This window comes from Massilia sp. WG5, from assembly GCF_001412595.2.
GTDB lineage: Bacteria > Pseudomonadota > Gammaproteobacteria > Burkholderiales > Burkholderiaceae_D > Telluria.
The window spans coordinates 3,460,731-3,480,648 of sequence record NZ_CP012640.2 but is presented as its reverse complement, the minus strand read 5'-3'; the positions used below and the strand labels follow the sequence as shown (position 1 = coordinate 3,480,648).

24 protein-coding genes and 2 tRNA genes are annotated in these 19,918 nt (G+C 64.6%); 11 read left to right on the top strand and 15 right to left on the bottom strand.

The genetic code is table 11. The annotated features are described in order from the left end of the window. The first annotated feature begins 151 nt into the window (after positions 1 to 151). The 3 genes from rarD (at position 152) to AM586_RS15560 (ending at position 3,632) form a co-directional block, all read left to right on the top strand. On the top strand, positions 152 to 1,039 hold the full coding sequence (rarD, locus tag AM586_RS15570; RefSeq protein ID WP_052234313.1) for an EamA family transporter RarD: 888 nt from the start codon (positions 152 to 154) through the stop codon (positions 1,037 to 1,039). A gap of 166 nt (positions 1,040 to 1,205) precedes the next feature. After that, positions 1,206 to 2,873, top strand: a complete 1,668-nt coding sequence (gene ettA, locus AM586_RS15565; RefSeq protein ID WP_052234314.1) for an energy-dependent translational throttle protein EttA — start codon at positions 1,206 to 1,208, stop codon at positions 2,871 to 2,873. A gap of 252 nt (positions 2,874 to 3,125) precedes the next feature. Continuing rightward, positions 3,126 to 3,632 (top strand): transposase, encoded by a 507-nt coding sequence (locus tag AM586_RS15560; RefSeq protein WP_229411255.1) that lies wholly within the window; start codon positions 3,126 to 3,128, stop codon positions 3,630 to 3,632. A gap of 66 nt (positions 3,633 to 3,698) precedes the next feature. Here the strand turns inward: AM586_RS15560 and AM586_RS15555 are convergent. The 3 genes from AM586_RS15555 to AM586_RS15545 form a co-directional block, all read right to left on the bottom strand. Then, positions 3,699 to 5,059, bottom strand: a protein-coding gene (locus tag AM586_RS15555; protein ID WP_109370458.1) for an IS3 family transposase whose coding sequence is annotated in 2 segments (ribosomal slippage) — positions 3,699 to 4,577 and positions 4,580 to 5,059 — 1,359 coding nt in all. Because the reading frame shifts where the segments join, the coding sequence is not laid out codon by codon here. A 96-nt stretch (positions 5,060 to 5,155) separates the two neighbouring features. Beyond that, a complete protein-coding gene (locus AM586_RS15550) occupies positions 5,156 to 5,677 on the bottom strand; it encodes a porin family protein (protein WP_052234317.1) in 522 nt (173 codons plus the stop codon). Positions 5,678 to 5,858: 181 nt separating this feature from the next. Continuing rightward, positions 5,859 to 6,455, bottom strand: a complete 597-nt coding sequence (locus tag AM586_RS15545) for an alpha-ketoglutarate-dependent dioxygenase AlkB (RefSeq protein ID WP_052234318.1) — start codon at positions 6,453 to 6,455, stop codon at positions 5,859 to 5,861. Between the two features lie 68 nt (positions 6,456 to 6,523). Here AM586_RS15545 and AM586_RS15540 point away from each other — a divergent pair, with 68 nt between their 5' ends. Continuing rightward, a complete protein-coding gene (locus AM586_RS15540; RefSeq protein WP_052234319.1) occupies positions 6,524 to 7,111 on the top strand; it encodes a molybdopterin-dependent oxidoreductase in 588 nt (195 codons plus the stop codon). A 121-nt stretch (positions 7,112 to 7,232) separates the two neighbouring features. Here AM586_RS15540 and AM586_RS15535 read toward each other — a convergent pair whose 3' ends face one another. From AM586_RS15535 to AM586_RS15505, 7 genes are all read right to left on the bottom strand, one after another. Further along, positions 7,233 to 7,595, bottom strand: coding sequence for a hypothetical protein (locus AM586_RS15535; RefSeq protein ID WP_052234320.1), 363 nt, complete (start codon positions 7,593 to 7,595; stop codon positions 7,233 to 7,235). 77 nt (positions 7,596 to 7,672) lie between these two features. After that, positions 7,673 to 8,050 carry an MAPEG family protein gene (locus tag AM586_RS15530; protein ID WP_052234321.1) on the bottom strand — a complete coding sequence of 126 codons (378 nt, stop codon included), beginning with the start codon at positions 8,048 to 8,050 and terminating at the stop codon, positions 7,673 to 7,675. A 10-nt stretch (positions 8,051 to 8,060) separates the two neighbouring features. Then, complete coding sequence (locus AM586_RS15525; RefSeq protein WP_052234322.1) at positions 8,061 to 8,891, bottom strand: Rossmann-like and DUF2520 domain-containing protein; 831 nt, start codon at positions 8,889 to 8,891, stop codon at positions 8,061 to 8,063. Continuing rightward, positions 8,891 to 9,469: a DUF924 family protein gene (locus AM586_RS15520; protein WP_052234323.1), complete on the bottom strand. Its 579-nt coding sequence runs from the start codon at positions 9,467 to 9,469 to the stop codon at positions 8,891 to 8,893. The genes AM586_RS15525 and AM586_RS15520 overlap by 1 nt, the downstream gene beginning before the upstream one ends. A 13-nt stretch (positions 9,470 to 9,482) precedes the next feature. Further along, positions 9,483 to 10,256, bottom strand: coding sequence for an MgtC/SapB family protein (locus AM586_RS15515; RefSeq protein WP_229411256.1), 774 nt, complete (start codon positions 10,254 to 10,256; stop codon positions 9,483 to 9,485). Next, complete coding sequence (locus AM586_RS15510) at positions 10,253 to 10,516, bottom strand: hypothetical protein (RefSeq protein ID WP_052234324.1); 264 nt, start codon at positions 10,514 to 10,516, stop codon at positions 10,253 to 10,255. Before AM586_RS15510 ends, AM586_RS15515 begins: the two co-directional genes overlap by 4 nt. A gap of 1 nt (position 10,517) precedes the next feature. Continuing rightward, the gene (locus AM586_RS15505; protein ID WP_052234325.1) at positions 10,518 to 12,335 is read right to left on the bottom strand and encodes an aminopeptidase P family protein; all 1,818 of its coding nucleotides are present in this window, start codon (positions 12,333 to 12,335) and stop codon (positions 10,518 to 10,520) included. A 184-nt stretch (positions 12,336 to 12,519) separates the two neighbouring features. Between AM586_RS15505 and AM586_RS15500 the strand changes: the two genes are divergently transcribed. Next, positions 12,520 to 13,134: a hypoxanthine-guanine phosphoribosyltransferase gene (locus tag AM586_RS15500; RefSeq protein ID WP_052234326.1), complete on the top strand. Its 615-nt coding sequence runs from the start codon at positions 12,520 to 12,522 to the stop codon at positions 13,132 to 13,134. 140 nt (positions 13,135 to 13,274) lie between these two features. On the opposite strand, the gene AM586_RS15495 is transcribed toward AM586_RS15500, so the two are convergent. From AM586_RS15495 to AM586_RS28875, 4 genes are all read right to left on the bottom strand, one after another. Beyond that, positions 13,275 to 14,234, bottom strand: coding sequence for a nitronate monooxygenase family protein (locus AM586_RS15495; protein WP_052234327.1), 960 nt, complete (start codon positions 14,232 to 14,234; stop codon positions 13,275 to 13,277). Between the two features lie 97 nt (positions 14,235 to 14,331). Further along, positions 14,332 to 15,237: an MBL fold metallo-hydrolase gene (locus AM586_RS15490; RefSeq protein WP_052234328.1), complete on the bottom strand. Its 906-nt coding sequence runs from the start codon at positions 15,235 to 15,237 to the stop codon at positions 14,332 to 14,334. Beyond that, on the bottom strand, positions 15,237 to 15,431 hold the full coding sequence (locus AM586_RS15485; protein WP_052234329.1) for a DUF1289 domain-containing protein: 195 nt from the start codon (positions 15,429 to 15,431) through the stop codon (positions 15,237 to 15,239). Before AM586_RS15485 ends, AM586_RS15490 begins: the two co-directional genes overlap by 1 nt. Further along, complete coding sequence (locus tag AM586_RS28875; RefSeq protein ID WP_373995245.1) at positions 15,428 to 15,754, bottom strand: thioesterase family protein; 327 nt, start codon at positions 15,752 to 15,754, stop codon at positions 15,428 to 15,430. Before AM586_RS28875 ends, AM586_RS15485 begins: the two co-directional genes overlap by 4 nt. Positions 15,755 to 15,965: 211 nt before the next feature. Between AM586_RS28875 and AM586_RS15475 the strand changes: the two genes are divergently transcribed. Further along, positions 15,966 to 17,069 carry a PHB depolymerase family esterase gene (locus tag AM586_RS15475; protein ID WP_052234331.1) on the top strand — a complete coding sequence of 368 codons (1,104 nt, stop codon included), beginning with the start codon at positions 15,966 to 15,968 and terminating at the stop codon, positions 17,067 to 17,069. Positions 17,070 to 17,073: 4 nt separating this feature from the next. Here the strand turns inward: AM586_RS15475 and AM586_RS15470 are convergent, their stop codons facing one another. Beyond that, positions 17,074 to 17,283, bottom strand: a complete 210-nt coding sequence (locus AM586_RS15470; protein WP_082439356.1) for a cysteine-rich CWC family protein — start codon at positions 17,281 to 17,283, stop codon at positions 17,074 to 17,076. A 108-nt stretch (positions 17,284 to 17,391) separates the two neighbouring features. On the opposite strand from AM586_RS15470, the gene argB reads away from it, so the two are divergent. From argB to slmA, 5 genes are all read left to right on the top strand, one after another. Next, entirely contained in the window at positions 17,392 to 18,321 is a 930-nt protein-coding gene (gene argB, locus AM586_RS15465; RefSeq protein WP_197416498.1) for an acetylglutamate kinase, read from the top strand. A 42-nt stretch (positions 18,322 to 18,363) separates the two neighbouring features. Further along, positions 18,364 to 18,438, top strand: a tRNA-Thr gene (locus AM586_RS15460). Between the two features lie 3 nt (positions 18,439 to 18,441). Then, positions 18,442 to 18,518: transfer RNA gene (locus AM586_RS15455), tRNA-Asp, on the top strand. Between the two features lie 56 nt (positions 18,519 to 18,574). After that, complete coding sequence (locus AM586_RS15450) at positions 18,575 to 19,303, top strand: HAD-IA family hydrolase (protein WP_052234333.1); 729 nt, start codon at positions 18,575 to 18,577, stop codon at positions 19,301 to 19,303. Between the two features lie 20 nt (positions 19,304 to 19,323). Then, positions 19,324 to 19,902 (top strand): nucleoid occlusion factor SlmA, encoded by a 579-nt coding sequence (slmA, locus tag AM586_RS15445; protein WP_052234334.1) that lies wholly within the window; start codon positions 19,324 to 19,326, stop codon positions 19,900 to 19,902. Positions 19,903 to 19,918 lie beyond the last annotated feature (16 nt).

The window sequence follows — 19,918 nt, the reverse complement described above, 5'->3', positions numbered from 1 at the left end:
GTTGCACAATAGAATAACGAACATGGAAAGACAAGCAAAATCCCGTCTTCCAAAAACGCTATTGTCTCAGCGAATAGGAAAATGGCAAGCTCGCCTGCAGGCAGGTGCGGGTTCGGGGATAATGTCGGGTCCTACCTCTTCCTCCGATCCCATGCGTACCGGCATCCTTTCCGCCGCCTCGGCCTTCCTGTGCTGGGGCCTGTTCCCGCTGTATTTCCACGCCATCGGCGAGGTGCCGCCGCTGCAGATCCTCGCGCACCGCATGCTGTGGTCGCTGCTGTTCCTGGTGATCGTGCTGACCGTGCGCCGCCAGTGGGCCTGGCTCAATCTCGTGCGCCAGCCGCGCGTGTTCGGCAGCTTCATCGTCTCGGCCCTGCTGCTGAGCGTGAACTGGCTGATCTATATCTGGGCGGTCAATAACGGCCACGTGATCGAGTCCAGCCTGGGCTACTTCATCACACCGCTGGTCAACATCATGATCGGCTACCTGCTGCTGAAGGAACGCCTGCGGCCGGCGCAGTGGGTGGCGGTCGCGGTGGCGGCGCTGGGCGTGGCCTGGCTGACCTGGCAGGCCGGGACGGTGCCCTGGGTCTCGCTGGCGCTGGCGCTCAGCTTCGGCGGCTACGGCCTGATGCGCAAGACCGCCAGGCTAGGCGCATTGGAGGGCCTGTCCTTCGAGACCATGGTGCTGTTCCCGGTAGCGGCCGCCTACGTGGCGTGGCTGACCGTGCACGGCCAGAACGCCTTCCTCACCACCGATTCCAATACCACCCGCCTGCTCCTGATGGCGGCCGGGCCGATCACCGCGATCCCGCTGCTGCTGTTCGCCGCGGGCGCGCGCCAGATCCCGCTGTCGGTGCTGGGGCTGCTGCAATACCTGTCGCCAACCCTGCAATTCCTGCTGGGCGTCTGGATGTTCCACGAAGCCTTCTCGCCCGACCGCCTGGTCGGCTTCGTGCTGATCTGGCTGGCGCTGGCGCTGTTCGCCGCCGAAGGCCTGCTGCGCCGCCCGTCAAGCGCGGCTGCGAAGCAAGCTTAAGCTGCATCAAACCGGGGTCAGACTCCGGTTTCAGGCAATTTCTCCAATTCGGGGTCAGAGCACTTTTTTCGACATGGCCCCCCGCGGCACGCAGCGGAAAATGTGCTCTGACCCCGATTTTTTACAGTATCCTGTCGTCCTCTCAATCGCATTACTCAATTACTACATGGCCAATTACGTCTACACCATGAACCGCGTGGGCAAGATCGTCCCACCGAAACGCCAGATTCTGAAGGACATCTCGCTGTCCTTCTTCCCGGGCGCGAAGATCGGCGTGCTGGGCCTGAACGGCTCCGGTAAATCGACCCTGCTGAAGATCATGGCCGGTATCGACACCGACATCCAGGGCGAAGCGCGCCCGATGCCGGGCCTGAACATCGGCTACCTGCCGCAGGAACCGCAGCTGGATCCGGAAAAGACCGTGCGCCAGGAAGTGGAATCCGGCCTCGGCGAAGCCTTCGAGGCCCAGGCCAAGCTGGAAGCCGTGTACGCCGCGTACGCGGAGGAAGACGCCGACTTCGATGCCCTGGCCAAGGAGCAGGAGCGCCTGGAATCGATCATCGCCGCGGCCGACGGCGGCAACCTGAACCTGCAGATGGAAATGGCTGCCGACGCGCTGCGCCTGCCGCCGTGGGACCAGAAGATCAGCGTGCTGTCGGGTGGCGAGAAGCGCCGCGTGGCGCTGTGCAAACTGCTGCTGAGCAAGCCCGACATGCTGCTGCTGGACGAGCCGACCAACCACCTGGACGCCGAATCGGTCGAGTGGCTGGAGCAGTTCCTGCTGCGCTTCCCGGGCACCGTGGTCGGCATCACCCACGACCGCTACTTCCTCGACAACGCCGCCGAATGGATCCTGGAACTGGACCGCGGTTCGGGCATCCCCTGGAAGGGCAATTACTCGTCCTGGCTGGACCAGAAGCAAGCCCGCCTGAAGCAGGAAGAAGCGACCGAATCGGCGCGCCAGAAAGCCCTGCAGAAGGAACTGGAATGGTCGCGCCAGAACCCGAAGGCGCGCCAGGCCAAGTCGAAGGCGCGCCTGGCCCGCTTCAACGAGCTGAGCGAATACGAATACCAGAAGCGCAACGAGACCCAGGAGATCTTCATCCCGGTGGCCGAGCGCCTGGGCAACGACGTCATCGAGTTCAAGAACGTCAGCAAGGCCTTCGGCGACCGCCTGCTGATCGACAACCTGTCCTTCACCGTGCCGCCGGGCGCGATCGTCGGCATCATCGGCCCGAACGGCGCCGGTAAGTCGACCCTGTTCAAGATGATCGCCGGCAAAGAGCAGCCGGACAGCGGCGAAGTCGTGATCGGCCAGACCGCGAAGGTCTCGCTGGTCGACCAGCACCGCGACGACCTCGCCAACACCAAGACCGTGTTCGAAGACGTCACCGGCGGCGCCGACATGCTGAGCGTGGGCCGCTTCGAGATGCCGTCGCGCGCCTACCTCGGCCGCTTCAACTTCAAGGGCGCGGACCAGCAAAAGGTGGTCGGCAACCTGTCCGGCGGTGAACGCGGGCGTCTGCATTTAGCGAAAACCCTGCTGCAAGGCGGCAACGTCCTGCTGCTGGACGAACCGTCGAACGACCTCGACGTCGAAACCCTGCGTGCGCTGGAAGACGCGCTGCTGGAATTCGCCGGCAGCGTGATGGTGATCTCGCACGATCGCTGGTTCCTGGACCGTATCGCGACGCACATCCTGGCCTTCGAAGGCAACTCGCAAGTCACCTTCTTCAACGGTAACTATCAGGAATACGAAGCCGACAAGAAGAAGCGTCTGGGCGAAGAAGGCGCGAAGCCGAAGCGCATCCGCTACAAGCCGCTTACCGCGTAAGCAGCCAGCGCCGCATCAGTCGTATCGACACCACAAAAGCTCCCTGCGGGGAGCTTTTTTTTCGCCTATCGACCGGTGCGCCCGGGCTTGCGCGCAATGCTGGCAACTGGTTTGCCGGGCGTAGGCGCTTCGATTTTTCGCGCGGAAATGGATCGGCCCGTTTCCCATCTCATGTGTAGAATCGGTCCTCGTCGAGGTCGGCTCACGCCACATTTATACATGACACATTACCGCGATAACCGCGTTCCTGGCATGACGTACTTTTTTACGGTGCGCCTGCTGGACCGGAATAGCAGTTTGCTGACGGACCATTTCTCGGCGTTTGGCGAAGCCATGCGCCAGGCCAGGATCCGCAAACCCTTCCACGTCGATGCCTGGGTGGTCCTGCCCGACCACGCGCACGCGATCTGGACCCTGCCGCCCGGCGACCACGACTGCGCCACGCGTTGGCGCGCGGTCAAGATCGCCTTTTCCAAGGCCCTGCACAAGACCGGCCTGACCCTGACGGGCGCCACCGACGCGTCGATCTGGGAACGCCACTACCGCGACTACCGCGTCGGCGATGACGACGAGTACGCGGCCCTGATCGACTACGTGCACAGCAATCCGATGCGCCACGGTTTTTGCGAGCAGGCGGCCGAGTGGCCGTGGTCTTCGCTGCACCGCTTCCTCGCCGCCGGCTTCGAAGCGCCGCAGGCGCCGCTGGCCCCGCTGCCGTGGACGCGGCCGCTGCATGCGCTGGCGCGGGCGCCGTTCTGAAGCGGGCGCACCAATAAAAATCGGGGCCGCGATGAACTGACCCCGTAAAGTTGGACGGTTAGTTTATTAAGCGGCCAAGGCCTGAGTCCTGTACTGAACAGGACTCAGGCCTTTTAGTTTGAGCTTGATACGGTCGTGATTGTAATAGCGGATGTAGCGGGTCAGTTCAACCTGCAGGACGTCGATGTTGGCGAATTTGTTCAGGTAGAAGCACTCGGACTTGAGCACGGCGAAGAAGCTTTCCATGGTCGCGTTGTCGAGGCAGTTCCCTTTGCGTGACATGCTCTGCACGAGCCCGCGTTTCCGAAGAATGCGTTGGTAGGCTGGCATACGATACTGCCATCCCTGGTCGGAGTGCAGCATGGGTTTATCCTGTGGCGAAAGCTTGCGCAATGCCTTCTTGAGCATCGAACTCACCAGGTCGAATGCAGGGCGCCGGGATGTTTCGAAGGCCACGATTTCACCGTTGTATAGGTCCAGGATTGGCGAAAGGTACAGTTTCTCGCCAGCGACGTTGAACTCGGTAACGTCCGTCACCCACTTCTGGTTCGGACCTGCAGCTGTGAATTTGCGTTGTAACTCGTGAGGTGCAGCGTGACCTATCTCTCCTTTGAACGAGCGATATCTCTTGGGGCGCACCAATGACTTCAATCCCAACACCGTCATCAATCGCTGTACGGTCTTATGGTTGACGAGCGTTCCTGTCTGACGAATGGCTGCGGTGACACGCCGATAACCGTAACGACCCTTGTGACGGGCGAAAACGGATCGGATTATGGTCTTGAGCTGCTGATGTTTATCGCTCGCTTGCCGCGTCTTGAGTTGGTAGTAGAACGTGCTGCGAGCCAGCCCGGCGAACGCAAGCAAACCCGCAAGCGGATACTGCTGCCTTAGTTCCTGCACTATTTGCGCTTTGTCGGCGGCGTCGCCTTCTGCTTGGCTTGAACTAAGGCTCGCAACTTTTTTAGGTACGCATTCTCCATGCGCAGCTGATTCAACTCGGCCAACAACTCGTCGCGAGTACACTTTTCATCGTCGGGCGACGGCTCTGGTTTTGTTGTTGGAGCAGACATCTGCTTGGGCCTTCCTCGTGGGCGTGCTATCAGTGCGTCGAAACCGCCTTCTCGATAACTGCGCTCCCATATGCCTACCGCTGCGTGATTGCGGATATTGAAAGCAGCTGCTGTTTGGCCGAATGACAGCTCATTGTCCCACATGTGCTGCAGCACCGACAGCTTGAACTCCGCACTATACGAGCTGTGCTTCTTCTTGAGTCCGTCCTTGCCATGCACACGATACAAGCTGACCCAGTGCTCTACAGATGAACGTTGACAACCGTACTTCCTCGCTAAGGTCTTGCTGCCCCTTCGCTTGACCAAGTATTCCTGGACAATCTTGAGCTTGAACCGCTCATCGTACTTCGTCATGAAAAAACCCCAAAAGTTGGTGTCCAACTTTTGGGGTTCAGTTCACGCGAAGGCCCCGTTTTACGTACGTGGGCACATTGTGCCCACCCTACGCGCTTAGAAGTTGTAGTGCGCGCCGACGGTCCAGACGTTCGACTTGGCGCCGAAATCCTTCTCTTTGCCGTAGCGCTCGTACTCGGCGGTCAGTGCAACTTGCTGGTTCAGCTTGTACTGGACGCCCAGGGCACCGTAGGCGCCGGTGTCGTTGCTGCTCAGTTCCAGGCCGGTGGTGTTCAGCTTGCGCTGGCTGTGCTCGACGCCCAGCTTGCCGTAGGCCGAGAACTGCTCGTTGATCGGCATGGTTGCCTTGGCTGCCACGTAGTAGCTGTCGCCTTTGGTGTTGCCGTTGGCAAAAGTATTGGTACCGAAATCGGTGTAGCCGGCTTCAGCAGCCCAGGTGCGATTGAATTCGTAGCCGCCGTAGATCTTGCCGTTTGCCTTGTATTCATCCAGCTGGACGTTCTTGGCGGAGCTGACACCTGCGCCGACGTAGGCGTGCGGGTTATCGGTGAAATTCTGGGCTTGTGCTGCGGACATGGCGGCAGCGCCTGCGATCAGTGCAACGATGAGCTTTTTCATATTCGGCATCCTTTATCTGGTGTGACTGATTCGCGATGCAAAGTGAATCGCGATGTGGTCAAGATAACAGGTGGCAAATACTTAAGTCAGTGGCCATTTCGTAAGAACTGTAATCAGATGTAACTTAATGACCCATTATTCATTAATAAAATGGCCGATATTGACAGCAGTTGCCTAGATATTAGGCGATGTAACGAAAAGTGAGGTTGAGGCGGGGTCCGGTTGGTTTTGCAGTCTTGTTGATCCCGTGCAGCCAGTGTTGCTGAAGGACACCTGCCATCAGTAACAGATTACCGTCGGCGAGCGCGAATTTCAGCGTCCTTTTACTCTGCTTGTGGCGCAGGATAAAGGTCCGGGTGGCGCCATAGCTGAGCGAGGCGATGGCCGGACGCGGCCCCAGTTCCGGCTCGTCGTCGCTGTGCATGCCCATGCTGTCGGCGCCATCGCGGTAGTAGTTCAGCAGCACGCTGTTGTAGCGCTGGCCGGTGGCGGCTTCCACCGCGCCGCGCAATTCCGCGAGCAACGGGGTCAATGGCATCGGCGCCAGGCGCAGGCCGGAATAGGTATAGCCGGCTTCGCCGTACCAGGCTGTCAGGCGCGGCTGCAGATGGCGCTTGCCGTACACGACCACCGTCTCATGGCGCCAGGGCGTGTCGCGCAGCAGGCGTTCGAATATCTCGGCATTGCCGAGCGGCAGAGGGAGTTGCGGCAGCAGCGCCAGTTCGCCATCCTCGATCGGGATCGGCTGCAGGCCGGTATCCAGGGGAAACAGATCCATGTAAGCTTGGGACAATGGGCGGGAGTGAACGTTATGATGGCGCAATCCCATCGACAGGACATTTTCGCATGAACAAACGCCAGTTCCTCGGCGCGGCGGCAGCGGCCGGCGCCCTTCCGCTCGCCGGCCAGGCCGCAGGCGCCTCCCGGCCCGCACCGCCGGATGGCCCTGCCCTGCTGACGGTTACCGGCAACATCGCCCGCGCCAATCGCGGTCCCTTCGACCCGGTGCTCGACCAGATGATGCACAAGCACGGCGTGTCCTTCCGCAAGGCCTACGTGTTCGACGATGCCGCCCTACGGACGCTGCCGGCGCTGACGATCCGTCCGACCCTGGAATATGACAGCAAGCCGCACCTGCTCCGCGGCCCGCTGCTGGTGGACGTGCTGGCGCGCGCCGGCGCCACGCTGGGGGACAAGACGGTGCTGGTGCTGCGCGCGGTGGACGGCTACAACGTCGAGCTGCCGCTGGCGCAGGCGCGCGCGCGGCGCTTCATCGTCGCCACGCAGGTGGACGGCAAGGCGATGCCGCTGGGGGGACTAGGGCCGCTATGGGCGGTGTACGACGCCGACCGGGTGCCGGAGATGGCCGCACAGCCGCTGGCGCAGCGGTTTGCCGCTTGTCCGTGGGCGCTTTATCACGTTCAAGTAAATTAAGGTAAGGAGCCTCGAAAACCGTAGCGAGCGGCCGCAGTTTCGTTTGAGAAGCGCAGCTGTACGAGCGTACAGCGAGCATCGCAGAACGAAACTGCAACGCGCAGCAGGTTTGCGGGGCTCCTCAAGCGTAGGCTTCGGCCAGGCTCATGACCCTTGGCGTCACCGCAATACCGTAATTGCCAAACAGCGCATCCAGCGCCGCCAGGTTGGTCGCGCATTCGTCGGCCTTCCAGCCCTTGAACAGGTCGCTGCCGTCTTTCTGGAAATGCAGGTCGAGCACCTTGCCTTTGTCTTTGTGGACATAGCTCTGCTGGTAGGTGTTCGCGAAGCCAAGTTCTTGCAGCGCGGCCAGCACGGCGTTCGGCTGATTGTCCGGGTCGGTGGCCATGAAGACGCCGAAGGTTTTGCCCGGCGGTTTGGCGGCAACGTCGACTTCGTAAATGCCGGGCGCTTTGGTGACGCTGGTACTCTTCAAAAACAGCATGCGATCCTCCATGGTCGTAGACGTCCAGCTTATTGCACTACGGGAACTTTGTCACGAAACCAAGTGAAGGTTTTGCTCTAGTGCAACAGCAATCCGAGCGCGCTGCCGGCCACCAAGGCGCCGCACGCCAGCATGCCGATGACGAAGCCGGCTTCGCGTTTCGATGGGTCGCGGTAATAGCCCAGCGCATACAGGATGCGCCCGACGCACCACAGCAATCCGCCGGCTGCCGCCCAGGTATCGCCCAGATACATCCCGCACAGCCATAGCGGCGCCAGCACCAGCGGCAGCTGCTCGAGGGTGTTGGCCTGGACCCGCTGCGCGCTCTGGAACGGCAGCGGGCCATCCATCGCCGGCGCCGGCACTTTATATTTCGCCCTGGCCAGGCCGGCCATCACGCCGGTCCAGAAATACACGCCGAGCACGGCCAGCGTCGCCCACGCAGTCAAGCGCATCTTGCTTCTCCTATGAGTGAATGTTGCGGCGCCGCGCCAGGTCCCAGGTCGCGGCCGCCAGCGCCTCGTACAAGGCGCCGGTAGCCGGATCCCAGGCGTTCACGGCGTCCTGCTGGCGCGCCACGGTGGCGGCGTCGCCGCGCGCGATCGGGCCGGACAGCGCGGTTTCCGGTCCCAGGCGGAACACGTTGGCCAGGGTCTCGCTCGCCAGCGGCCGCGCCAGCTCGCGCGCCACCTCGGCCGGAATACCGGCCGCCTGGTAGGCGCGCAGGGCGGCGTCGAGCACCGTGGTGAGGTAGTTCGAGGCGAACACGGAGGCGGCGTGATACACGGTCTTGGCGCTGGCATCGATCGGGACCACGCGCGCGCCGATCGCCGCGAAGGCCGGCGTCAGGACGGCCAGCGCCTCCGGGTCGCCTTCGACGCCGCAGAAGGTGCCGTCGAAGGCATCGGCCACCTGCCGGGGATCGGCGAAGCTGCGCACCGGGTGCACGCTGGCGACCAGGGCGCCAGCCGCGCGCAGGGGTTCGAGCTCGGAAGACGCCTTGGCGCCGCTGCAATGGAACACCACCGCACCGGCCAGATCGCCGCGCGCGGCCAGTTGCTGCGCCACGCCGGCGATGCGGTCATCGAGCACGGCCAGCATCCAGACGGACGCCGGCCGCAGCGCCTCCACCGCATCGACCACGCGCCCGGCGCCAATGAAGGCCACCGCCGCCTGCGCGCTGGCGTGCGAACGGGTCAGCACATCCTGCACCGGCAGCACGCCGCGCGCGGCGAACAGGCGGCCCAGCGCGCGGCCCACGTGGCCGGCGCCAACGATATTCAGGCTTGCGCTCATCAGAAGCGGGAGCCGGGCTGGCGCAGGAATTCGATCTCTTCCGGGGTCGAGGCGCGGCCGAGGATCTCGTTACGGTGCGGGAAGCGGCCGAAACGCGCGATGATGCCGCGGTGGCGGTGCGCATAGTCGAGCGATTCGTCGAAGCCCGGATGGTCGGCGGCCAGCACCGAGAACAGCTCGACCGCGCGCTCCTGCATGAAGGCGTCCTCGGCGTGCTCGAAAGGCATGTAGACGAAGGAGCGCTGCCAGGGCGGCAGCTCCTTGTCCGCCCCGCTGTCGACCAGCTGGCGCGCGGCGGCCAGCGCCAGCGGATCGCCTTCGAAGGAACGCGGCGTGTTGCGGTAGGCGTTGCGGGTGAACTGGTCGAGCACGAGGATGCGCGCGAGCACGCCCTGCGGCCCCTCGGCATCCCATTCGCGCAGGCCGCCGGCGACGGCCTGGTCGATGGCCGCGCCGAACATGCGCCGGATCTGTTCGTCGAAGGCCTCGCTCTTGACGAACCATTCGCGGCGCGGCTGGCCGGCAGTCTCGCTGCCGGGCGCGCCGAACCAGAAATCGAGTACTTGCTGGGCGTTCATGATGATTTTCCTATCAGTTGCGGGCATGCGAGAGCAGGAAGCCGTCCACGCCCTCGAAGCCGGACAGCTCCGAGGCCAGCGAGGACAGCGGTGCGCCCGCATGGTTGGCCAGCGCCAGCGCGACGAAGCGCCATTCCTGGCAGCCCTTGTCGCTGCCGATGGTGAGCGAACCGCCGGCGATCTCGTAGCCGCGCTCCAGCGCCTGCTTGCGCAGCACCTCTTCCTGGGGCCGTACGCCGGGCTTGAAGCGCAGCGTCACCGCCACCGCCTGGCGCGACGGCAGCATGCTGACCGCGCGGTTCAGGTAGATCATGATCATCGCGGAGAAAAAGGCCAGGCCCATCGCCGCCATGTAGAAGCCGACGCCGACCATGATGCCGATCACCGACGAGGCCCAGATCGAGGCCGCGGTGGTCAGTCCGCTGATGTTGAAGCCCGAGCGCATGATCACGCCGGCGCCGAGGAAACCGATGCCGGTGACCACGCCCTGGATCACGCGGGTCGGATCGACCAGGGCCACGGCGGCGCCATGCCCGCCATACCAGGAGTTCGGGTAGCCGGCGATGATGGTCAAGGCGCAGGACGCCATGCACACCAGGCCATAGGTACGCATGCCGGCGGCGCGCCCGTGATAGGAGCGCTCGTAGCCGACCAGGAGCCCCAGCAGCAGCGCGCCGAGCAGGTGCAGCAGGACCAGGGCATTGGTCTGCAGTTCGGCCTGCGACCAATAGAGATTGACCAGGTCCGGCAAGGTCAGCACGGAGCCATGCGTTGTGGCCGGATTCACGGCTTCTTGCGCACCAGCTGCTTTTCGAAAGCGGCATCGTTCTTGGTGATGCGCTTTTCCGGTTGCGGTCCGAGGCCGTCGACGAACTTCACGAAGTCGTCCAGCTCCATCGGTGGGCACAGCGGCGGCGCGCCGGCCTTCTCCGCCAGGAAGAAGTGGCCGGCGCCGGTGCGCGCCATCGAATAGGTGGTGATGCCGGTGCGCCGCTTGAGCCGATCGACGGCGGCGCTGGCGCGGGTGGAACGGACGCCGGCTGCCATCTCAGATCTCCCGGGTACGTTGTTCGAGCCAGTCGCGCGCGGCGCCGTCGACCAGCGGCAGCAGGCGTGCGCGCACGCTGCGGTGGTAGTCGTTCAGCCACGCGACCTCGTCGCCGCGCATCAGGGACATGTCGATGCAGCGGGTGTCGATCGGGCACAGGGTCAGCGTTTCGAAGCCGAGGAACTCGCCGAACTCCGTGGTCTCGGCCACCTGGGCCAGCACCAGGTTCTCGATGCGGATGCCCCAGTGGCCGGGGCGGTAGATGCCCGGCTCGTTCGAGGTGATCATGCCCGGCTCGATCGCGGTGTGCGGCTCGGGCATGGCGGTCGGCGAGATCACCTGCGGGCCTTCGTGCACGTTCATGAAGTAGCCGACGCCGTGGCCGGTGCCGTGGCCGTAGTCGATGCCGGCGGCCCAGATCGGCGCACGCGCCAGGGCGTCCAGCATCGGGCCGCGGGTGCCGCGCGGGAAGCGCGCCACCGACAGGTTGATCATCCCTTTCAGCACCAGCGTGAAGTCGCGCTTCTGCGCGCTTGATGCCGTGCCGACCGGGACCACGCGGGTGATGTCGGTGGTGCCGCCCAGGTACTGGCCGCCCGAGTCGATCAGCAGCAGGCCGTCGCCCTCGATCACGGCATGGTTCTCGGGCGTGGCGCGGTAATGCATGATCGCGCCGTTGGCGTTGAAGCCGGCGATGGTGCCGAAGCTGGGGCTCACGAAGCCCGGACGGCGCGCGCGCGCCGCGGTGATCTGCTCGTCGATCATGAGCTCGGTGAGCGGCGCGCGGTCGGCATCAAGCAGGGTCGGTTCGAGCCAGGCGAAGAATTCGCACAGGGCCGCGCCGTCCTGCTCCATGGCGTCGCGCACGTGGTCGGCTTCGGGCGGCAGCTTGCGCGACTTGGCGAAGGTGGTCGGGTTGATCGCCTCGACCACGCGCACGCCCGCGGGTACGGCCTGGCGCATGCCGGCGGTGACGCGGCGCGGATCGAGCAGCAGGGCGCTGTCCGCCGGTAGCGCGGCCAAGGCCCGGGCCGCCTGGTCGTACGGGGCGACGCGCACGCCATCCTGCGCCAGGCGCTCGCGCAGCGCGGCCGGGATCTTGCCCTCGGCGACGAACAGCGTCGCGCCCGACGGCTCGACCAGCGCATGGGCCACGAACACCGGGTTGTAGCTGACGTCGGCGCCGCGCAGGTTGAACAGGTAGGCGATGTCGTCCAGGGTCGAGATGAAATGGCGCTCGGCGCCCAGTTTCGCCATCGCGTTGCGGGTCGCGTGCAGCTTGTCGGCGCGCGAGGTGCAGGCGTAGGGCGCCTCGTGCTCGTACACGGCCTCGGGCGGCAGGCCGGGACGGTCGCTCCAGATCTCGTCCAGCAGGTCGAGATCCGTGCGCAGCTTGACGCCGCGCGCCGTCAATGCGTCTTCCAGCAGGCGCGCCACGGCCAGGCCCAGCACGCGGGCGTCGACGGCGACGGTCTGGCCGGGCTGCATGGTGTCGGCCAGCCAGTCGATGTGCAGCAGGCTGGCGCCCGACGGGATCTTCATCAGGCGGATCTCGGTGCCCGCCAGTTCCTGCTCGGCCTGGGTGTAATAGCGGCCGTCGGTCCAGACGCCGGCGACATCCCGGGTGGCGATGAAGGTGCCGACCGAGCCGGTGAAGCCCGACAGCCATTCGCGCCCTTTCCAGCGCCCGGGCAGGTACTCGGACAGGTGCGGGTCGGCGGAGGGAACGATGAAGGCGTCGACCTGGTGGCGCGCCATCGCGGCGCGCAGCTGGGCAAGACGTTCGGCGCGCAGGGCAGTGGTGTCGGTTGCTGACATATTCGGGATTTTTATGTGTTGTGGATTCTCCAATCTGCGTATGATACGCCCCTCTGTCCGGATGTGGCGCAGGAGCCTGATTGCGTTGGAACATCAATCTGTCGATCTGCCCGGAGCAAGCGAATCGCAGCCGGCGGCATTCTGACGGATAATCGGACTTGAATTCTTTTTCTCACGATAAACTATGCAAGAACAGGATTTCCACTACAACCGCGCCCGCGAACTGCTCTCCCGTGCCGAAGAACTCGTCAGCGCCGACACCGTCCAGACCGCGGTGCGCAATGTCGCCGACGTGCTGAACGCACGTTTCGACAACGACGCCATCGGCGCCTTCCCGCTGGTGCTGGGCGTGATGGGTGGCGCGGTGGTCTTCACCGGCCACCTGCTGCCGCAACTCAGCTTCCCGCTCGAATTCGACTACATCCACGTCACCCGCTACGGCGACCTGGACCGCGGCGGTGAAGTCGTGTGGAAGGTGATTCCGCGCCAGAACGTGGCGGGCCGCACCATCATCGTGGTCGACGACATCCTCGACGAAGGCGAGACCCTGGCCCACGTGAAGCAGCGCCTGCTCGACATGGGCGCGGCCGAGGTGATCCTGGCCGTGTTCGCCGACAAGGACCTGGGCCGCAAGAAGCCGGTGCAGGCGGATATCGTCGGCTTGACCATCCCGAACAAGTTCGTGGTCGGCTTCGGCATGGATGCGCATGGCTACTGGCGTAACCTGCCGGGGCTGTGGGTGATCAAGGAAGAAGACAAGCAGGTGGAGGAAGCACCGCCGGCGGCGCCCGCGGCTTGAGGCGCGCGGCCGAAACCGCGTTTGAACGTCGTTCCCGCGCAGGCGGGAACCCAGGTTTACGTGAAATAGCCTTTACACGTTCGCGCTGATCGCCGAACTCGGGTCCCCGCCTGCGCGGGGACGACGGCTCGCCGGCTAACTCACGCCTTCAGGCCCAGTCTTTCCCTGGCCGCCTGATACTGCTGTTTCAACCGCTCCACCATCTCCGCCACCGTCGGCACATCGTCCATCAACCCGACGCCCTGCCCCGCGCCCCAGATGTCGCGCCAGGCCTTGGCGCTGCCGGCGCCGAAACTCATCTTGCTCTTGTCCGACACCGGCAGGTTGTCCGGATCCAGCCCGGCCGCCACGATCGATTTTTTCAGGTAGTTGCCGTGCACGCCCGTAAACAGGTTGGTGTACACGACGTCCGCCGCGCTCGAGTCCACGATCGCGTCGCGGTAGGCCTCGCTGACGTTCGATTCCCTGGTCGCCAGCCAGCGCGAGCCGATGTAGGCGAAGTCGGCGCCCATGGCCTGCGCCGCCAGGATCGCGTCGCCGGTGGCGATTGCACCGGACAGGGCGATCGGACCGTCGAAGAACTTGCGCACCTCCCCCACCAGCGCGAACGGCGACAAAGCCCCCGCATGGCCGCCGGCGCCGGCCGCGACCAGGATCAGGCCGTCGACGCCCGCTTCCAGCGCCTTCTCGGCATGGCGGATCGAGACCACGTCGTGCAGCACGATGCCGCCGTAGGCGTGCACCGCATCCAGCATCTCCTGCGGCGGCGCGCGCAGCGAGGAAATGATGATCGGCACCTGGTGCTTCACGCAGACCTCGACGTCATGCGCCAGGCGGTCATTCGACTGGTGCACGATCTGGTTCACGGCGATCGGACCGAGCTTTTGATCGGGATGCGCTGCCTGGTAGTCGGCCAGTTCACGCTGCAGTTCGGTCAGCCAGACGTCGAGCTGCTCGGCCGGGCGCGCGTTCAGCGCCGGGAAGGAACCGACGATGCCAGCCTTGCACTGCGCGGCGACCAGGGCCGGGCCGCTGGCGATGAACATCGGCGACGCGATGACGGGTAAGGAAAGGTCTTGCAGGACGGTAGGCAGCGCCATGGATGTTCCCGGTGAAGTTTGCAATGAAGGGTTGATCGGACCACTGCCCGATTATAGATTCAAAAAAGCACGACCGTGCTAGATTCTCGACTCTAATTCAGGCATCCACCAGCAGGTCGCCTTCGATGCGCGCCGCGCCGGCCTTGACCAGCGCCGTCATCGCCCACTGCGCCAGCTCGGCGGCCGGCCGCCTCAAGAAACGCTGGCGCGCCAGCACCAGCAGCGGCACCGTGCCGAACAGGGCGTCGACGTCGGCCAGCGGCATGGCGCGGCGCTCGAGCAGCAGGAATTTCAGCAGGACCTTGACGGCGTTCTCGGCATTGCGCACCGGGTCGGCGGCCAGGTAATCCAGCCTCGACCGGGCCCGCTGCAGGGCCGCCTCGACGTCGGTGAACGGCGCGCCGTGGCCGGGAATGACCAGGCGCGCATCGAGCGAGGCGATCAGGTCGAGCGTGGCGCGCACATCGGCGAAACCCGGTTCGCCGGCCAGTTCCGGGAAGACCACCCCGAAACCGTTCTGCCACAGGGCGTCGCCGGCGATCAGGATGCCCTCGCCTGCGCACCAGAACAGCAGCGCGTGCGGATCGTGGCCCGGCGCGCTCAGGACCTGCCAGTGCAGGTCGCCCATCGCCAGCACCGCGCCCGGCGACAGCGTCTCGTCGAAGGTAAATCGTGCGCACTGCTGGCCGGTGGCCCGATAACTGAGCGCGTCCTCGTCCCAGTCGCGGACTTTATCGGCCTCGAAGGCGGGAATCGCGATCCGGCAGCCGAAGGCTTCCTGCAAGGCTGCGTTGCCGCCGCAATGGTCGGCGTGCAGATGGGTGTTGGCGACGCGGTCCAGCGCCCGCGTGCCGAGCGCCTGCCGGACCAGCGCCAGCGTCTGGCCGGCATGCGTCACGTAGCCGCTGTCGACCAGGGTGGTCTGGTCGCGGCCGAGGAACAGGATGTTGTTGGCGGACAGCCAGCCGCGCTCGAACACCCGCATCGAGGCCGGCAGCCGCATCACTCGAACAGCCGGGCTTCGCGGCGCCGGATCTCGGCCCACACGGCGCGCTTGTCAGCGTCGGAGGCAGTGCCCCACGCGACGATCTCGTCGATGGTGCGCAGGCAGCCTTCGCACAGGCCGGTCTCGCGGACCATGCGGCACACGTTGATGCAGGGGGATGGGACAGGGGTGCGGTCTTCCGGATTCGTCATGTCGATGCAGCTTTGTCGATCTTGCTTGCCAGTCTGGCCTGGAAGCGCGCCGGGTCGATCACATGGCGTTCGTGGATGCCTTCGCAGATGCGTTCGACATCGTCCCAGGCTTCGACCTTGAAACGCACGCGGCGGCCCTCGACTTCGATGACCTCCCCCTTCACATGCAGGGTCATGCCGGGCGGCGTCGGCGCCAGGTGCTGGAAGCTGACCATGGTGCCCAGGCTCTGTTCGCGGGGCCAGTCCATGTAAGGCATCATGCCATGCACACAGGCAAGCTCCATCATCCCGACCATGTATCCGGTAGCGAGCACCTCCGGCATGTCGAGGCAGAATGGGGTATCTTGGTAGAGCTGCGGCACGGTCGCCCGTTCAGGTACCGTGTAACGCCACTCGAACCGGATCCCCGGCTGAAATGTTGGACTCATGCTGCGCAGATTACCGTATCCGGTCGGTTTGCGCTTGTACCACGCTGTCAGGTTGACGCAAGCTTTCCGACCAAGACTGCGGCATGGCCAATCACAAGGAGGGCCGATGACCCTAAGCAATAAACTGCTGGCGCAGATGCGCGCCGCCACCCGTTCCCTGATGCGCCGCGGCCCCTCCGTGGCGCGCACCGTGATGCGGGAATCGATCAAGACTGCCTCCAGCATGCACCCGGCGCGGAAATTGAAGCCGGCCGCCAAGCCGGTGAATATCGATTCCGCTTCCGACATGCTGGCCGGCCTGAGCCGTATCGGCCAGTCCGTGAATCCCTTCAATGCGCCGCCGCTGTCGAGCGGTGCGGCCGCGATCGGCCTGCCCGGGCGCTTCATCGACGGTTCCTTCACCAACGACGCCGGCACCCGCGACTACAAGCTGTACGTCCCGGGCAGCTATACCGGCCAGCCTTCGCCGCTGCTGGTGATGCTGCACGGCTGCACCCAGAATCCCGACGACTTTGCGCTCGGCACCGGCATGAACGCGCTGGCCGAGGAGTGGAATTGCCTGGTCGTGTATCCGGCCCAGTCGCAGCAGGCGAATGCGCACCGCTGCTGGAACTGGTTCAATGCGGTCGACCAGCAGCGCGACCAGGGCGAACCGTCGATCATCGCCGGGCTGACGCGCGACCTGATGGCGCGCTATGCGGTCGATCCGGAACAGGTGTACGTGGCGGGCCTGTCGGCCGGCGGCGCGATGTCGGCCATCCTGGGCACGCTGTATCCCGAGCTGTACGCGGCGGTGGGCGTGCATTCCGGCCTGCCTTTCGCGGCCGCGCACGACCTGCCGACGGCGATGGCCGCCATGAAAGGCGATTTCCGCCGCCCCAAGGGCAACAAGGTGCGCGAACTGCCGATCATCGTGTTCCACGGCGACCAGGACACCACGGTACACCCGGCGAATGGCGAGGAGCTGATCCGGCGCCGGCGCCGCCACACGGGAGAACAGGTGGTGGTCGAGCCGGGCCGGGTGCCCGATGGCCATGCCTACACGCGCACCGTGCACAGCCATCCGGACGGCACGATCCACGCGGAACACTGGCTGGTGCACGGCTTCGGCCATGCCTGGTCGGGGGGGAATGTCCTCGGCACCTATACGGACGCCAAGGGCCCGGACGCCAGCCGCGAAATGATGCGTTTCTTCCGTACCCGGCGTTGAGGCTTCACGCTGCTCCGGACGTGTCCGGCGACGCGCCGGCCTGTTGCGCGATATGCTGGCGCAGACAGGCGGGACACCAGCAGCCGGCTGCGGGCGCCCGCGCGCCGGATGGTACCGGCACGACCGGCGGCAAGGCGGTGCACCAGCAGGGCTCGGTGCCGCCATCGACCATGGCGCAGCCGAACGCCGCGCCGCAACGAATACAAGTGCTCATGGCCCCACCTTAACGGGGCGGGCCGGAAAATACAACAAGCTGCCTTTATAATGCGCACTGCGACGGGCCATTGCCTGTAAAATCTCGCAAATTCTTTTTGGACCCCTAATGAACGCTACGCTGAGCACAATGACGGGCGACGACCAGAAGAACGACCTGACTGCGGTCTCGCCGCAGATCAAGGCGCAGATCCTGGCCGAAGCACTTCCCTATATCCGTAATTTCCACGGAAAAACCATCGTCATCAAATACGGCGGCAACGCGATGACCGACGAACGCCTGAAGCACGGCTTCGCGCGCGACGTCATCCTGCTGAAGCTGGTCGGCATGAACCCGGTCGTGGTGCATGGCGGCGGTCCGCAGATCGACAACGCCCTGAAAAAGATCGGCAAGCAGGGCACCTTCGTGCAAGGCATGCGCATCACCGACGAAGAGACCATGGAAGTGGTCGAGTGGGTGCTGGGCGGCGAAGTCCAGCAGGACATCGTCATGCTGATCAACCACTACGGCGGCCAGGCGGTCGGCCTGACCGGCAAGGACGGCGGCCTGATCCGTGCGCGCCGCATGGCGATGCCGGACAAGGAAAAGCCGGGCGAGTTCCTCGACATCGGCTTCGTCGGCGAAATCGAGGCGATCAATCCGGCCGTGGTGAAAGCCCTGCAGGATGACGCCTTCATCCCGATCATCTCGCCGATCGGCTTCGGCCAGGATGGCCAGGCCTACAACATCAATGCCGACGTCGTCGCCGGCAAGATCGCGGAAATCCTGAAAGCCGAAAAGCTGATCATGATGACCAACATCGCCGGCGTGCAGGACAAACAGGGCAATCTGGTGACCGACCTGTCGGCGCGCGAGATCGATGAGATGTTCGCGGACGGCACGATTTCGGGCGGCATGCTGCCGAAAATCTCGTCGGCGCTGGACGCCGCCAAGTCCGGCGTCAATACCGTGCACATCATCGACGGGCGCATTGAACACAGTTTATTGCTGGAAGTCTTGACCGAACAGGCCTTTGGCACTATGATCCGGTCTCACTGAAATTTTGCAGCGATTCAAGTCGCTTCGAAACGAAGTAGCGATGCCCTTGTAGCTCAGTGGTAGAGCACTCCCTTGGTAAGGGAGAGGCCACGTGTTCAATCCACGTCAAGGGCACCATCTGGAGCGGTAGTTCAGTTGGTTAGAATACCGGCCTGTCACGCCGGGGGTCGCGGGTTCGAGCCCCGTCCGCTCCGCCAGATTCAGAAAAAATGCCTCCCTCGCGGAGGCATTTTTTTTATCAAGGAATCGCACTGTGCCCAAGCCCTCCCCCGTCTGGCTGTTCGACCTCGACAACACCCTGCACGACGCGTCCCACGCGATCTTTCCGGCGATTAGCGCCAACATGAACACCTATATCGCGCGCGTGCTCGGCGACGGCGTCACGCCGGCCAGCATCGAGGCGGTGAACGCGGCCCGGCTCGGCTACTGGAAGCGCTACGGCGCCACCCTGCTCGGCATGATCCGTCACCACCAGGTCGACGCCGCCGATTTCCTGCGCGAGACCCACGATCTGCAAGCGCTGCGCGAGATGGTGCGCTGGGAGCGCGGCCTGGCGCGCCTGATGAAGCGCCTGCCCGGCCGCAAGATCCTGCTGACGAACGCGCCGACCGCGTATTCGACCGAGGTCATGCGCCACATGGGCCTGCATCGTCATTTCTCGCACCACATCGCGATCGAGGACATGCACGTGCACCGCCAGCTGCGCCCGAAGCCGTCGACGCTGATGCTGCGGCGCCTGCTGCGCAAGCACCGACTGGCGCCGCATCGCTGCGTGCTGGTCGAGGATACCCTGGTCAACCTCAAGCACGCCAAGCGCGTCGGCGTGCGCACCGCCTGGGTCACGCAATACCTGCGCATGAGCGATCCGATCGGCAAAGCCCCTCTGCCGAAGATGGTAAAACGACCCGCCTATGTCGATGTCAAAGTAAAATCCGTGCTTCAGCTGCCGTCGCACCTGCGCCGGCTGCGCTCATCGACCTGAACACGGAGAACCGGGACAACATGGCAAGCACCAAGCCGGGCCAACGAAAACTGCAGATCCTCCAGGCCCTGGCGGCGATGCTGGAACAACCGAAGGGCGAGAAGATCACGACCGCGGCGCTGGCTGCCAAACTGTCGGTGTCGGAAGCGGCGCTGTACCGCCACTTCGCCAGCAAGGCCCAGATGTTCGAGGGACTGATCGAATTCATCGAGTCCAGCGTGTTCGGCGTGTGCAACCAGATCACGGCACGCGAGGACGACGGCGTGGCCCAGGCCCATGCGATGCTGCAGATGCTGCTCTCGTTCGCCGCCAACAATCCGGGCATGACCCGGGTGCTGATCGGCGACGCCCTGGTCGGCGAGGACGAACGCCTGCAGTCGCGCATGAACCAGTTCTATGACAAGGTCGAGCTGGCGTTCAAGGGAGCCCTGCGGGTCGCCGTCACCCAGGGCCACGGGCGCGAGGAAGACGTCGGCGCGCGCGCCAGCCTGCTGGTGTCCTATGTGACCGGACGCTGGCACCGTTTCGCCAAGAGCGGCTTCCGCCAGCACCCGGCGGAAAACAGCGCGCTGCAGCTGTCGCTGCTGCTCGCCGCCTGAGCACGTGAGTCCCGTC